Origin of the sequence: Pseudarthrobacter oxydans (assembly GCF_030812335.1) — a bacterium.
In the GTDB taxonomy this organism is placed as follows: domain Bacteria; phylum Actinomycetota; class Actinomycetes; order Actinomycetales; family Micrococcaceae; genus Arthrobacter; species Arthrobacter oxydans_B.
In genome coordinates this window covers 110,239-123,484 of sequence record NZ_JAUSSN010000006.1, presented here as the reverse complement: position 1 = coordinate 123,484, position 13,246 = coordinate 110,239, and the positions used below count along the sequence as shown (strand labels likewise).

18 protein-coding genes and 1 pseudogene are annotated in these 13,246 nt (G+C 66.9%); 4 read left to right on the top strand and 15 right to left on the bottom strand.

The window, feature by feature from the left end; genetic code table 11:
* Positions 1-20 precede the first annotated feature (20 nt).
* Together J2W14_RS11605 and J2W14_RS11600 are read right to left on the bottom strand one after the other, a co-directional pair.
* A pseudogene (locus J2W14_RS11605) lies at positions 21-272 on the bottom strand (magnesium chelatase domain-containing protein); the annotation flags it as partial.
* Positions 273-629, bottom strand: coding sequence for a YraN family protein (locus J2W14_RS11600; RefSeq protein WP_307462543.1), 357 nt, complete (start codon positions 627-629; stop codon positions 273-275).
* 235 nt (positions 630-864) lie between these two features.
* On the opposite strand from J2W14_RS11600, the gene J2W14_RS11595 reads away from it, so the two are divergent.
* Together J2W14_RS11595 and J2W14_RS11590 are read left to right on the top strand one after the other, a co-directional pair.
* On the top strand, positions 865-1,485 hold the full coding sequence (locus tag J2W14_RS11595) for a hypothetical protein (protein WP_307462542.1): 621 nt from the start codon (positions 865-867) through the stop codon (positions 1,483-1,485).
* A 337-nt stretch (positions 1,486-1,822) separates the two neighbouring features.
* Positions 1,823-2,218: a hypothetical protein gene (locus tag J2W14_RS11590; RefSeq protein WP_307462540.1), complete on the top strand. Its 396-nt coding sequence runs from the start codon at positions 1,823-1,825 to the stop codon at positions 2,216-2,218.
* Positions 2,219-2,487: 269 nt separating this feature from the next.
* Here J2W14_RS11590 and J2W14_RS11585 read toward each other — a convergent pair whose 3' ends face one another.
* On the bottom strand, positions 2,488-2,658 hold the full coding sequence (locus J2W14_RS11585; protein ID WP_307462538.1) for a hypothetical protein: 171 nt from the start codon (positions 2,656-2,658) through the stop codon (positions 2,488-2,490).
* Between the two features lie 500 nt (positions 2,659-3,158).
* Here J2W14_RS11585 and J2W14_RS11580 point away from each other — a divergent pair, with 500 nt between their 5' ends.
* Entirely contained in the window at positions 3,159-3,980 is an 822-nt protein-coding gene (locus J2W14_RS11580) for a hypothetical protein (RefSeq protein WP_307462536.1), read from the top strand.
* Between the two features lie 174 nt (positions 3,981-4,154).
* Entirely contained in the window at positions 4,155-4,508 is a 354-nt protein-coding gene (locus J2W14_RS11575) for a hypothetical protein (RefSeq protein ID WP_307462535.1), read from the top strand.
* A gap of 21 nt (positions 4,509-4,529) precedes the next feature.
* Here the strand turns inward: J2W14_RS11575 and J2W14_RS11570 are convergent, their stop codons facing one another.
* The 12 genes from J2W14_RS11570 to J2W14_RS11515 form a co-directional block, all read right to left on the bottom strand.
* Entirely contained in the window at positions 4,530-4,856 is a 327-nt protein-coding gene (locus J2W14_RS11570) for a DUF2469 domain-containing protein (RefSeq protein ID WP_069952106.1), read from the bottom strand.
* Between the two features lie 96 nt (positions 4,857-4,952).
* Positions 4,953-5,624: a ribonuclease HII gene (locus J2W14_RS11565; protein WP_307462534.1), complete on the bottom strand. Its 672-nt coding sequence runs from the start codon at positions 5,622-5,624 to the stop codon at positions 4,953-4,955.
* An 11-nt stretch (positions 5,625-5,635) separates the two neighbouring features.
* Positions 5,636-6,499 carry a signal peptidase I gene (lepB, locus tag J2W14_RS11560; RefSeq protein ID WP_307462533.1) on the bottom strand — a complete coding sequence of 288 codons (864 nt, stop codon included), beginning with the start codon at positions 6,497-6,499 and terminating at the stop codon, positions 5,636-5,638.
* Positions 6,500-7,180, bottom strand: coding sequence for a signal peptidase I (gene lepB, locus J2W14_RS11555; protein WP_307462531.1), 681 nt, complete (start codon positions 7,178-7,180; stop codon positions 6,500-6,502).
* A 118-nt stretch (positions 7,181-7,298) separates the two neighbouring features.
* Positions 7,299-7,658: a 50S ribosomal protein L19 gene (gene rplS, locus J2W14_RS11550; protein ID WP_307462529.1), complete on the bottom strand. Its 360-nt coding sequence runs from the start codon at positions 7,656-7,658 to the stop codon at positions 7,299-7,301.
* A gap of 229 nt (positions 7,659-7,887) precedes the next feature.
* Positions 7,888-8,697, bottom strand: a complete 810-nt coding sequence (gene trmD, locus J2W14_RS11545) for a tRNA (guanosine(37)-N1)-methyltransferase TrmD (protein WP_307462528.1) — start codon at positions 8,695-8,697, stop codon at positions 7,888-7,890.
* Entirely contained in the window at positions 8,698-9,342 is a 645-nt protein-coding gene (gene rimM, locus J2W14_RS11540) for a ribosome maturation factor RimM (RefSeq protein WP_307462526.1), read from the bottom strand. It lies immediately after the preceding gene.
* A gap of 113 nt (positions 9,343-9,455) precedes the next feature.
* Entirely contained in the window at positions 9,456-9,698 is a 243-nt protein-coding gene (locus J2W14_RS11535; protein WP_224046810.1) for an RNA-binding protein, read from the bottom strand.
* A gap of 1 nt (position 9,699) precedes the next feature.
* On the bottom strand, positions 9,700-10,122 hold the full coding sequence (gene rpsP, locus J2W14_RS11530; RefSeq protein ID WP_104175432.1) for a 30S ribosomal protein S16: 423 nt from the start codon (positions 10,120-10,122) through the stop codon (positions 9,700-9,702).
* A gap of 204 nt (positions 10,123-10,326) precedes the next feature.
* Positions 10,327-10,764 (bottom strand): hypothetical protein, encoded by a 438-nt coding sequence (locus J2W14_RS11525; RefSeq protein ID WP_307462522.1) that lies wholly within the window; start codon positions 10,762-10,764, stop codon positions 10,327-10,329.
* Between the two features lie 378 nt (positions 10,765-11,142).
* Positions 11,143-12,018: a VOC family protein gene (locus J2W14_RS11520; RefSeq protein WP_307462521.1), complete on the bottom strand. Its 876-nt coding sequence runs from the start codon at positions 12,016-12,018 to the stop codon at positions 11,143-11,145.
* A gap of 69 nt (positions 12,019-12,087) precedes the next feature.
* Positions 12,088-13,200 carry an amidohydrolase family protein gene (locus J2W14_RS11515; RefSeq protein WP_307462520.1) on the bottom strand — a complete coding sequence of 371 codons (1,113 nt, stop codon included), beginning with the start codon at positions 13,198-13,200 and terminating at the stop codon, positions 12,088-12,090.
* Positions 13,201-13,246: the final 46 nt, after the last annotated feature.

Below are 13,246 nucleotides of genomic sequence, written 5' to 3'. Positions count from 1 at the left end.
GTGTGTCCAGCTTAGAGGTTCGACAGATCGAAGCCGGAGCCGCGTTTGGGCAACGACGCCGGGATGAGGTTGGCCGTGATCTTCCGGCGGCTTAGTGGTATCCCGGAGTTCTGGGCGGCCGAGCGGATCCGTTCCTTGGCCTCGTTGAGCGAAGCATCCGGAAGCCCCAGAATGATGAACGCCGGCAGCGTCTGCCCGATGTCGGCCTCCACTTCGACGATGTAGCCGTTCAGGCCGACGAGGGCCACCGCGTAGGTCCGGCCGAGTGCCAACTAACCCACCCCTTTGAGGTGCTCCACGGCGGGGTCGCCAACGCCGTCGTCGAGCACGGCGATCACATCGACCCGGCGCAGCGGCATCCGGAGTTCATGGTCGCGGCACCACGCAGAGCCCAGCCGGTGAAGCCGGGCCAGCTTGTCCACGCCGACGGCCTCGAACGGATGCCCGTACGCGAGGGACTTGCGCGTTTTCACTTCGGCGATGACCAGGGTGTCGCCGTCGAGCGCGACGATGTCGATTTCACCTTCGGGACACCGCCAGTTGCGGTCCACGATCCGCATCCCCTGGGCCTTGAGGTAGGCGGCCGCGAGTTCCTCCCCGCGCCGGCCCAGCACGTCCTTTGCTCTCATGGAACCAGCGTGTTCCCGAACGGGGCAACGGCACAGGAGCTCACTGCCCTATGTGGGTAACTTCCGAAAGTTGCCGCGGGACGCGGAACCAAGACAGGGTCTTGCGCGCACGGAACGGGATCATCTACCAGGACACGGCGAAGGCGGTTCCGGCGGATCGGGCGGATCGGGCGCGCCTTATCTTTCGTCTCTTGACGACTAGCGTAAGACGCCTCGCTCGGTTTACCGTGGGTACATGAATTCGACTACCGCCCTCAACGACTTGCAGAGCCAAGCTGTGAGCTCGCTGAGGCGCTATTACACCGTCGCCGACAACGAGCGGACCGAGACACTCCGAGAGACCGCTCGCGCCTTCATATCGGCACGCGAGCACTTCTTCACCCGCGAGGGGGCTCCAGACTGGCTTGGCCGGACCTATGCTTACCGCAGTTGGGTCCGCGAGGTCATGAGTCAGGCGAGCGTCCCCGGCAGCGACCTCTCTACGATCCAGGCGGCTATCCGCTATCACACCGGAAACGTCCTTCGCGATCGCCTGGATGACGGGGCCTTGGAAGAGCTCGGTCTCCGCTCGGCGAGCCCCCGTGAACGGTCGGTCGAAAAGCGCGAGCGGAACAGCGAAACCCTAGCCCTCTTCGGCGCGGGAGCCCCTATCTCCGACCCCGAGGTCGTCGAGTCCGCCGCCGCCCTGGTCGGGACGTTCCTACGCCGAATTGCCCTGGACGACCTCGCCGCGAAGGACCGCAGGCGGATCGCCACGGCCCTCCGCGATATGTGTGAACGCGCCAGCCTCGTCGCCGACGAGGCGGAGCGCCACGGAGGCAGCCCTTCGAGGCACGAAGCGACGCACAGTAGGTAACTTGCGCCCCCTCGTCACCATCGATTCTCCGGGCCTTCCCGGCTGAGCAGACAGACGCTCCCTGGCCCCCTTCTGCTTTGTCCAGCTGAAGGACCAAGCAGGAGACGTCCCGGAGCGACCACCCAGCCTGATACGGGTTGAGGCGTAGGGCGCCTCGCGCAAGGGAAGATCGTTAGCCCCCCGTCTCGCCGGCCGCGGCCGCCATCCGGACACTGCCGGTGTTGCATCCCTGCCTGGCGGGGAGAATTCGCTCGGCGCCGGCGCTGGGGCGACCGTCGCCAAGCTGTCGGCATCACGGCAAAGACCATTGGCCACCATTCCGAAGGAGCACTGCGAAATGATCCACGGCGACCGAGACGACCTGCTCTGGCTGGCCGGACTCCTGGAAGGTGAAGGCACCTTCGATGCCCACTGCGGGAAGTATCCTCGCATCCGACTTGCCATGACCGACCGGGACGTGGTCGGGCGCGCAGCGTCCCTCATGGACACGACGCTTCGCTTGTCCCTTCACCCCGCACCGGTCAAGGCGACCTGGCACTCCGAAATCTCCGGTCCCCGGGCCGCCGAGATCATGCGGGAAGTCCTGCCCCATATGGGCGCCCGCCGTTCGGCGAAGATTGCCGAAGTCCTCGGCGTCGTTGCCTTCCCTGCTCAGGCCCCGGTCTCCAAACCGGGAGCCTCAACTCCCGGCCCCCGAGTGACCAGACCCGCCGGCATCCTGAAGCCGGAGTGATCCGCGTAAGGCGCCTTCCGAAAGGATAGTGTTCGGAGATCCGGTGATTTGGCCGCCGGAAGCTCCCCGCCATCTGCCAGGGACCGCAGCTAGTCCCTTGACCTGAGACACCCCCGGAATGACAAAGCGGTTGTACCGTCGAGCCCTTTGCTCAGCTTCCTGTGAGGCTTCGACGGGCCGAGCGCTGCCTGGAAACAACGCTCCCCGGAGAATCAACGACCATCACGTCGACGAGACCCTGCCGACGCCGGGGAGCCGCTTCCCGGGCCCTAGGACGGCACCCAGTCCCTCACATAGGAGCCGTCCGTAAAGACGGCGATCCAGTGGCCGGGAGCTTCGGGGACGGGGAGGACGACATACCCCTCTGGAACCTTCCCCAGAAGAGATTCGTCGTCCTCCGCGCACTCGCGGGACGGCTCCGGCCCTGTCATTTCACTCATCGGCGATACCCCCCAGGTGTACCGATATTTCTTGCGTGAGGCGCCCCACTGCTTGAGCCCTCGGCGCAAGTCTAGGCCACAAGCAAGGAGAGCACTAGGGCCGGGGCAGGCCCTTCCATTGCAAAATCGTCACGAACTTCCGTCGCGCCGAATGAATCGCGGGCACTCCGGCAAGGGGCCGGCAACCGCAGTCCGCCGGCCGGGACCGGAAGGTCCGCCGGGCCATCGCCGACGGCCCGGTTGCCTCGCCGTGAGTCCGGACCGCGAAAAGATCCGGCTCCGGGTCCTGGGCGCCTCCGAACCCGGCTTCGGGGTTGTCCGCCCCGCGCTACGTCGGAGTGAAACCGTCATCGAACGCGGGCGGTGTTGCGGCTCAATAACCCTTTCCCGACTATGCTTCACGCGAGGCGCCTTGCGCAAGTACCCTCTCACTATAGCACTCACCCGAGCCCCAACGCCCGTCGTGCCAGGCTCTTCACGCCAGAACAGGAAACGAGAACATGCACAACATCGACAAGGCCCTCTGTGACATCTTCGACCGCCGCGTGACGACCGGCGAGCTTCCCCTGCAGAAGGAACGTGAGGCAATTCGCGCGGCTAAGCGCGGCGACGAGGCTGCGACCCTGAAGCTCCTTTACGCGTACGCCTGCGCCCTTCGCAAGGTCTCCGGCATGTACCGTGACGCCGGCGGCGCCTGGGCCGGCAGGCCCGGGGACTCCGGTCTCGCGGCCGACCGCCGAATGGCCGCCGTCGAGGGATTCCTGGAAGCTGTCTATGCCTTCGAGCTCGACGGCATACACTCAAGGCTCGCCGCCACTGTTGAGGGCTACGTCGCCAACTCCATCAGTACAGCCGTCATCGCTCCGGTCGCCATGAACGTACCCGAGCGGACCCTGAAGCGCTTCTACTCAATACTCCGCAAGGCCGACGGCGACCCGGTCAAGGGCGCCGGCCTTGCTCCGCAGTACAGCATGACCCCGGAGACCTTCAACTCCGTCCTTAAGGCCCTTCGGGGAACCCACTCCCTCGACTGCCCGAGCGACGACGCCGACGGCCGCATTGGCGGCCCCAGCCGACTTGAGGTTCAGGTCTGCGGCCCGGACTACTACGACGACGCCGAGGACAGGCTCCTCGTCGAAGCCGCCTTCGCCGCAGTAGACGACCTGGAAGAGGAAGTCTGCCGCCTCGCCTACGGATTCTCCGATGACGGCCCGATCCCCGACTCCGAAGTCGGACACCGCCTCGGACTCTCGCGTCCGAAGGTCCAACGCGTCCGCGCTTCCGCACTCGGCAAGATGCGCGACGCGGTCGGTATCGCGTGAGGCGCTCGTCGCGACTTGAATTGAATCGAGTGTGCTGCCTGCGTCGGCCGCTGGAGAGATGAAAGACCTCCAGACCGGCACAAATTGTCGTGGCACCGTCGTAGCCTGCAAATGCCGGCGCCCGCCGGGCCGCCGGCGAACATCATCAGTTGTTCCAGAACAAGGAGGACGAACATGACCACGAAGTCAGCATGTGAACCGTGGTGCGACGAGCACAATGGCGCCGGAGGCGAGTGCCTGACCCTGCGGTGTCTGTACTCGCACTGTGAGCCTCACTCATGGCCATCCGACAACCCTGAATTCGCGGCCTCGGCCGCGCAGTTCAGGGCCCTGGCCGGCTTCCCTGATCAGGTCGACTCAATTTTCATCGAAGTGAGCTACGTCCCGGCAGAAGAGGACCGCCCGGAGATGGTTCTTCGCTTCCGGGACATCAGCAAGGACGCGGATTCGGCAACTCTCAGCCTGACAACACTCGGCCTCAGGCAACTCCACACCAGCATTGGAGAGTTTCTGCAGGAGCTCGAATAGCCGGTACCAGGGTTCGCCGGGTCAGTTTCCGAGGTCCCCGGCCTTGGGCAGGGCGAGTTCCTCGCTGCGGGGCAGCTCTTCGACGTTCACGTCCTTGAAGGTGATCACGCGGACGCTCTTGACGAAGCGGGCGGAGCGGTAGACGTCCCAGACCCAGGCGTCCTGCAGCGTCAGATCGAAGTAGACCTCGCCGTCGGCGCTGCGGGCCTGCAGGTCAACGTGGTTGGCCAGATAGAAACGCCGTTCGGTCTCGACCACATAGCTGAACAGCCCGACCACGTCGCGGTATTCGCGGTAGAGCTGTAGCTCCATGTCGGTCTCATAGTTTTCCAGGTCCTCGGCACTCATGGTTCCATCTTGCACCATCCGGCGAGCCCCGCGCGCCACAGTACGTCCCTCGCCACCGCCGGCGCCGTCGCCGTCCGCGCGGGAGCGGTGCTGACGTCAGTCAGCGAGCAGCTGCCAGCTCACGCGGTGATACGGCGTGGGCCCGGCGGCGCGGAGCGCCTCCTTGTGCGTGGCGGTGCCGTAGCCCTTGTTCTCGTCCCAGCCGAAGGCCGGGTATTCGTGGTGCAGTTCGCGCATCATGCCGTCGCGCTCGACCTTGGCCAGGATGGACGCCGCGGCGACGCTCAGGCATTGCATGTCGGCCTTGACCAGCGTGTGCACCGGCGCGTCGCAGCCGGGCTCCGCCGGGCCGTCGTCGAACAGGGACGGCTGGGTTTCGGGCGACAGCCAGTTGTGGCTGCCGTCCAGCAGCACGACGTCCGGGATCACTCCGGCGGCCAGGACCGCAAGCCAGGCGCGCGTTCCGGCGAGCCGGAGCGCGGCGATGATGCCGAGGGCGTCGATCTCCTTAGCGGAGGCGTGCCCGACGGCGGAGGCCACACTCCAGCTCCGGACCAGCGGCACCAGGCGTTCGCGGTCCGCCACTTTGAGCAGCTTGCTGTCCCGCACATCGGCGAGCAGCTTCTGCTGCTGGAGGTCCACAACGGCGATTCCCACGCTGACGGGCCCCGCGAGGGCGCCGCGGCCCACCTCGTCGACGCCGGCAAGCAGCCGGGCGCCGGAGCTGCGGAAGCGCCGTTCGTAGTCGAGCGTGGGGGCCTCGGACATGCTGTCAGCCGCTACTTTCCGGCCGGGTCGGGCACGTCGCGGAAGACGTCCGGGTAGTTGTCGAGGGCGGTGATGCGGTTCAGCGGCCAGGCAATGACGGCGGCCTTGCCTTCGATGTCGGCGATGTCGACGAAACCGCCGTTGCTGTCCGTGTGGGCGCGCGAATCGGCGGAATGGTTCCGGTTGTCACCCATCACCCAGACCTTCCCCTCGGGGACCACGACGTCGAATTCGCGGACCTGGGGCACTTCGGCGGGGTTGATGTAGGGCTCGTCCACGGGTATGCCGTTGACCAGGAGCCTGCCGCCGGCGTCGCAGCAGGCCACGCGGTCCCCCGGCAGGCCCACGACGCGCTTGACGAGGTGCTGTTCCGAGTTATCCGGCAGCAGGCCAATGAACGTCAGCCCGTCCTGTACCCAGGTGAAGGGACCCGCTTCCTTCTCCGCCATGGGAACCAGCCAGCCCTGGGTGTCCCTGAACACCACGACGTCGCCGTGCTCCAGGGCGAACGGCTCCGGGACCAGGAGGTTCACGAAGATGCGGTCGTTCACGTCCAGGGTGTTGACCATGGACTCCGAGGGGATATAGAACGCCCGGAACAGGAAGGTTTTGATCAGGAAGGACAGCACGATGGCGACCAGCACCACGGTGGCCACTTCCTTTGCCCAGAGGAACAGCGGGCTGTGCCGCTCCCGGGACCTCGCCCGGCGCGCACGCTTCGACGCGGTTCCCGCATGGGCCGGACCGCCTGTGAACCCGCGATCCGCGCGGACGCCAGGCACAGCCGGGTGCTCCGCGGCGGGGACCGCTGAGGAGGCAACCCGGGGCTGGTCCTGCCCCTGCGGGTCTGGAGTCCGGGGTCCGGTCTCGGGCATTTACTGTCCGTTCTTCGCTGTTGTTATGGCGGCCTCCGCGGGCCGTCCTACTGCTGTAAATCTATCAATCGGCCAGATGATCTGGACCGGTCTGCCGATCACCCGGTCCAGCGGCACCATGCCTCCGCCGGGGGCGCCGAGAAGACTGCGGGAGTCGGCCGATAGTGCGCGGTGGTCCCCCATCAGCCAGAGCCGCCCGGCGGGCACGATCACGCTGAATTTCAGCTCGCTCGGGGCGTCACCCTCGTAGAGATAGGGTTCCGCAATTTGCTGGCCGTTGACTGTGAGCCTGCCGCCGGCGTCGCAGCAGACTACGTGGTCGCCGGGGAGCCCGATGACGCGTTTGATGTAGGTGGTGTCGCCGCCGGAGAGTCCGACCCAGTGCCCGACGCCGCCGAAAAAGTCCAGGAGGGGACCGTTGCCGCTGTCCAGCGGGGCGAAGGAGCCGCGGCCGTCGAAGACAACAATGTCGCCGCGGCCCACCGGCTCGGTACGGAAGTCCGTGCGCGAGACGAGGATCCTGTCCCCCTCGCGGAACATCGGCTCCATCGAGGCGGAGGGGATGTAGTAGACATCAAGCCACAACGAGCGGACCAGGCCGCTGATGAGCACAGCCAGCACCACGGCCAGGAACACAAAACGCCAGCCGAGTTTCCTGGGCTGGCGTTTTGTGTGTTCCATGATCCGTATCCTCTAACGCTTTTCTGAACTGAACAGCGCTGTTGCGGATGCTCCGTCGCTGGCCGGACCCGGTCCGTGGGACCCGCGGTGGAAGCCTGCGGTGGAAGTCGGAAGAGTCTTACTTCTTGGGCTGGAAGTCGCGCTTTTCCTTGATCTTCGCAGCCTTGCCGCGCAGATCGCGCATGTAGTACAGCTTCGCGCGGCGCACGTCACCCTTGGAGACGAGCTCGATCTTGTCGATGATCGGGGAGTGCACCGGGAAGGTACGCTCCACGCCAACACCGAAGGAGACCTTGCGGATGGTGAAGGTTTCGCGCAGGCCATCGCCGTGGCGGCCCAGGACGAAGCCCTGGAAGACCTGGACGCGGGAGTTCTTGCCTTCGATGATGTTCACGTGAACCTTGAGGGTGTCACCCGCACGGAAGACAGGAACATCGGTGCGCAGCGAGGCTGCGTCTACTGAATCGAGGATATGCATTGATTCACTCCTGGTGAACGCCACAGGTCCTTCACGTGGGGTCACGGCGGCCAAGCCCGGGCGCAAATGCGGCCCGGAAATTCCCGCCGAAAATTTGTGAATCCGGATCCGTCAGGAATTGACGGGCCCGGGGTGCCGCGCTGTTGGTGACGCTCCCCCTGTGGCAGGTTCGCACCCAGCAGGCACAAGCACTAATTTTGCCACATCCGGGGCCGTCCAGCCAATCCGGTCAGGCGGAATCCCCGCCGGCGTCCGCGCGGCGCATGAGATGGCCATCGACGATGTCGTAGCCGAGGTCCGCGAAGGCGGTGCGGTCCGCGCGGGGCAGCTTGGCGGCGTCGAACTGCTCCAGCAGGTCCGGGCGGCGTTCAGCGGTGCGCCGGTACTGCTCGTGCCGGCGCCACTGGGCGATCTTGCCGTGGTTGCCGCTGAGCAGCACCGCGGGGACCTCGCGGTCCCGCCAGCTGGAGGGCTTGGTGTAGACGGGGTACTCCAGCAGGCCGTCCGAATGCGACTCCTCCACGAGGGACTCGGGGTTGCCCACGACGCCGGGCAGCAGGCGCCCGATGGCCTCCACCATCGCCAGCACCGCCACTTCGCCGCCGTTGAGGACGTAGTCGCCCAGGCTCATGGGCCGCACCGTGAAGTGCCCGGCCGCCCATTCCATCACGCGCTCATCAATGCCCTCGTAGCGTCCGCAGGCGAACACCAGCCGCTCTTCCCCGGCGAGTTCATGGGCGGTGGCCTGGGTGAACCGCTCCCCCGCCGGTGACGGCACAATCAGGACCGGCTTGGCCGCGTCGCCCGGACGGTCCGCCGCGACGGCGGCCAGGGCCTGTGCCCAGGGCTCGGGTTTCATGACCATTCCGGCGCCGCCGCCGTACGGCGTGTCATCGACGGTCCGGTGGCGGTCCGTGGTGAAGTCCCTGAGATCGTGGACGCTAAGCTCCAGCAGACCGTCCTGGCGCGCCTTGCCAATCAGCGACAGTTCCAGCGGCGCCAGGTACTCGGGGAAGATGCTGACGACGTCGACCCTCATTTAGGCCTTGTCCCCGGTGTCGGCACGGCCTTCGGCGCGGGCACGGTCCTCGGCGCCGGCGGCAGCTGCGGGCGCCGGCTTGTCCACGGACGGCTTGTCCACGGCCTGCTCATCAACGGCATTGGCCTCGTCCTCGACGTTGACCTCGAACAGTCCCGGCGGCGGCGTGACCAGGATGTAGCCCTCCCCGACGTTGACCTCGGGGACGATCTGCTCGACGAAGGGGATCAGGACTTCCTTGCCGTCCGTGGCAGTGACGACGAGAAGGTCCTGGACCGGGAGGGTGCGGAGACCGGAAACCTTGCCGACAACCTGGTCACCGACGCGGACTTCCAGGCCCTCCAGCTCGTGCTCGTACCAGCCCTCGTCGTCGTCATCGGCGTCGAGTTCCTCCGTTTCGATGAACAGCTTGGCTCCGCGGACGGTCTCCGCCTCGTTGCGGGTCTCGATCTCCTCGAAGGCCAGCAGCAGGATGTCCTTGTTCCAGCGGGCGCTGAGGATGGTGAGCGGGCCCGCCGAGGCAGGCTCCACCACGAACTGGGTTCCCGGGACGAAGCGGTCGCCAGGCGCATCGGTGAGCACCTGGACCGTCACTTCGCCGCGGATGCCGTGGGGCTTGCCGATTCGTGCCACCTGAAGCTGCATCTGTTCCTCTGTTCGGGGTCGGTGTGTGGGTAGGGCTGCGGGGGAAAACAGTCCGGCCCCTCCACCATTATCTGGTGAAGGGGCCGGACTCAAGACAAGTTTTGCTGGAAGCGTTACCGGCGGCGGTCGGTGTCGACGACGTCGACCCTGACCGGCTCGCCGTCCGCCAGTGCTGCCACCACAGTGCGCAGAGCGCGTGCGGTGCGGCCCTGGCGGCCGATCACCCGTCCGAGGTCGTCCTGATGAACGCGCACCTCGAGGGTGTCCCCGCGGCGGTTGTTCTTCGCACTGACCTTGACATCGTCAGGACTGTCAACGATCCCGCGGACGAGGTGTTCGAGCGCTTCTGCCAGCAATTTACTCAGCCTCGGTGGTCTCTGCTGCTGCGTCGGCGGGAGCCTCGGCTGCATCGTCCTTCTTGGCCTTCTTGGTGATGGCTTCCGGGATGATCACGGAACCCTTTTCCGGGGTAACGAAGGCAGCCTTGGGAGCCTTGGTCTTCAAGGTGCCCTCCTGGCCCGGGAGACCCTTGAACTTCTGCCAGTCACCGGTGATCTTGAGGATCGCGGCAACCTGCTCGGACGGCTGTGCGCCGACGCCGAGCCAGTACTGGGCACGGTCCGTGTCGACCTCGATGTACGAGGGCTCTTCGGTCGGGTGGTACTTGCCGATCTCTTCGATGGCACGGCCGTCACGCTTGGAGCGTGCGTCCATGACGACGATGCGGTAGTACGGTGCGCGCATCTTGCCAAAGCGCTTAAGGCGAATCTTTACGGCCACTTTTGTGGTCACTCCTGTTTCTGAAACGGGGTCGAGCCCGGCGTTCTGCACCCGTGGGGCGGGCCGTACTAGGGGGTTCTAAAAGGACAAGATCCGGACGCGGAGAGAGGGGCCACGCAGATCGAGTACCTGTTTATTGTGCCAGATCAGCGGCCGGAATTCGACTTGACACCCGCAACCGGCCGATTTGGGGGCTGAAGCGGGTCAGGAAGTCCAGACGTAGAGGCCGGATTTGCTGGCGGGGTCGACCTCGGCGGCCAGTTCGGCGAGCTGCCGGACGTAGCGGGCGGCCTGCTCCGCGCCGAAGGGCATGTCTTCCTCCGCCGCCCAGCTTTCGGCGACATCGTCCAGGACGTTGCCCTCGCCCTCGGTCTCGTAGCTGAGCAGCTCGGCCAGGGCACGGACCATCGCCGGCGGCACGCCGAGCAGGGAGTCGCTGGCGACATCGACCATGGCGAGCTCGTAGTCGGCGCCGGAGGCGTGGACGGCAGTGCCGGCCAAATCGCCCAGGCGCTCGACCTCGAAGTCGGTGATGTCCGCCATCCGGACGGCCCCGGAGGCTGCCGCGGCCCCGCCGTCGAGGGCGGCAGCACGCTTGAGGGCTTCATCGTGGGTGGAAACAAAGACTTCGGTGAATCCCATGGAGCTCGTCCTTAGCTGTCCGGCGGCGCTGGGCCGCTGATTTTTGGCGTCACTTCAGCCTAGCCGCTCCGGCCCGGCGGGGACTCAGGCGGGACATACCCTCCCCTCATCGTGACCACTGGACATGAAACCACCATGGCCATTCCTGGGCGCGACCGGTGGACATGCCCCCCGGTGCTGTCAGCGAAAAATGGACATGCCCCACGGTGCTGCCAGCGAAATATGGACATGCCCCACGGTGCTGTCAGCGGCATGTGGACACGCGCTCCGCTGACCTGCACCAGTGGACATATGGACACTATGTCCAGTCGCTGCCGCCTGCGCGGGGCATGTCCGGGGGGCCGGGTAGCCGCGGTAGGGTGACCGGCCCGGCAGCATTCAGCGGACGGCGACGCGGATGCGGTTGCGCCACGGGTCCTCGAAACGCAGTTCGGCGCCGGTGTGGTGGGACTGGACCCCGGCGGTCCTGAGGCGGTCGGCGAGGGCTCCGACGTCGTCTCCTGCCGGGACTTCGATCAGCACCTCGCCGAGGCCCAGGGTGTCGCGGCGGGGGCCGGCGCCGCGGCTGTTCCAGACGTTCATGGCCATGTGGTGGTGGTAGCCGCCGGCCGAGACGAACAGCGCCTGCCCGTGCCACCCCGCCGTCTTTTCGAACCCGAGCGTTCCGACGTAGAAGTCCTGCGCGGACTGGACGTCGCCGACCTGCAGGTGGACATGCCCGACGCCGGCCTCGGCCCCGCGCTGCCCGGTCACGGATTCCTCGGTGAGGTACCGCTCGAGGTAGCGCTGCGGCGGCAGGGCCAGGCTGTCCATCACCACGGTCTTGCCGTCCCAGGACCAGGCGTCGCGGGGACGGTCCCAGTAAAGCTCGATGCCGTTGCCCTCCGGATCGGTGAAGTAGAAGGCCTCGCTGACGAGGTGGTCCGCGCTGCCGGTAAAGGACTGCGGCTCGAACTGTGCCGCACTGGCGACGGTGGCAGCCAGGGAGGGCTGGTCCTCGAACAGCAGGGCCGTGTGGAAGAGTCCGGCCTCGCCGCGGGACGGGACGCTCAGCCCGGGCGCCGGGGCGAGGTGGACCAGCGGCTTCTGCCGGCGGCCGAGATAGAGACCGCCGTCCTGCTCGGCCACGATGTCCATGCCCAGGGCGCGCTGGTAGTAGTCCGTCATGAGCTTCATGTCGCCGACCTTGAGCATCACGGTGCCCATGGTGAGTTCGGCGGGAAGAAGATCCTGGGTGCTGGTGTCTGCAGTCATGTGATCGCTCCGGTGCTTTGCTGGCCACCGACCGTCGATGACCCTCATAGGGTTAAATTACTTGAAGCTTCAATTTATTCCTAATGGGGCGGCCTGGTTCCTGCGGACCAGTTCTCCGCGCAGGACGATGTGCCGGAGGTCCTGCAGGGTGGCCAGGTCGTTGCGCGGGTCCCCGGCGCAGACCAGGACGTCGGCGCTGGCGCCGTCGGTGATCCCGTCCGCCCCGAGCCAGTTCCGGGCGGCCCAGGCGCCGGCGTCGAGGGCCGCTGAGGCGGGCAGTCCGGCGGCGTGCAGCGCCCGGACCTCGTCGACGATGCGCCCGTGTTTGACCACGCTGCCGGCGTCCGTCCCGGCGTAGATCGTGACGCCGGCTTCGAAGGCCGCCAGCACACGTTCCGCCCGGCGCTCCCACAGGGCGCGCATGTGGGCTGCATACCGGGGGAACTTAGCCGCAGCCTGCGCGGCGATGTCCGGGAACGTGGCGATGTTGATGAGTGTGGGGACGATCGGCACGCCCTGTTCGACGAAACGCGGCAGGTGCCTGGGGAGCAGGCCCGTGGCGTGCTCAATGCAGTCGATCCCGGCGTCGAGCATGTCATCGAGGGTGTCCTCCGCGAAGCAGTGTGCCGTGACGCGGGCGCCTTCGTCGTGGGCGGCGGTGACGGCGTCTTTCAGCGTCCCGGCCGGGAAGCTGGCGGCGAGGTCGCCGGCGTCGCGGTCGATCCAGTCCCCGACGAGCTTGACCCAGCCGTCGCCGGCGCGGGCCTGTTTGCGCACGGCCTCGACCAGGCCCTCGGGTTCCACCTCGACAGCGAAGCCCCGGAGGTACCGCCGGGTCCTCGCGATGTGCCGGCCCGCGCGGATGATGCGGGGCATGTCGGCGCGCTGCTGGAGCCAGCGGGTGTCGTGGACGGCGCCGGCGTCGCGGACGAGCAGGGTTCCGGCGTCGCGGTCGGTCCGGGCCTGTTCTTCCGCCAGCCCGTCCGGGACGTCCCCGCCGGGGCCGAGGCCGATGTGGCAGTGCGCGTCGACCAGCCCGGGGATGACCCAGCCGTCCAGCACGAGGTCGGGCGCGGCGGCCGGACGGTCGAAGGTCAGCAGGCCGTCCACCGACCAGAGCCCGCGGCGTTCCTGGTCCGCCGTGGTGAGGATGGGGCCGCTGAACTCGATGATGCTGGTCATGGCTTCAAGCCTAAACCTCGGCCTGGCCGGGCGCCGTCATACGCGG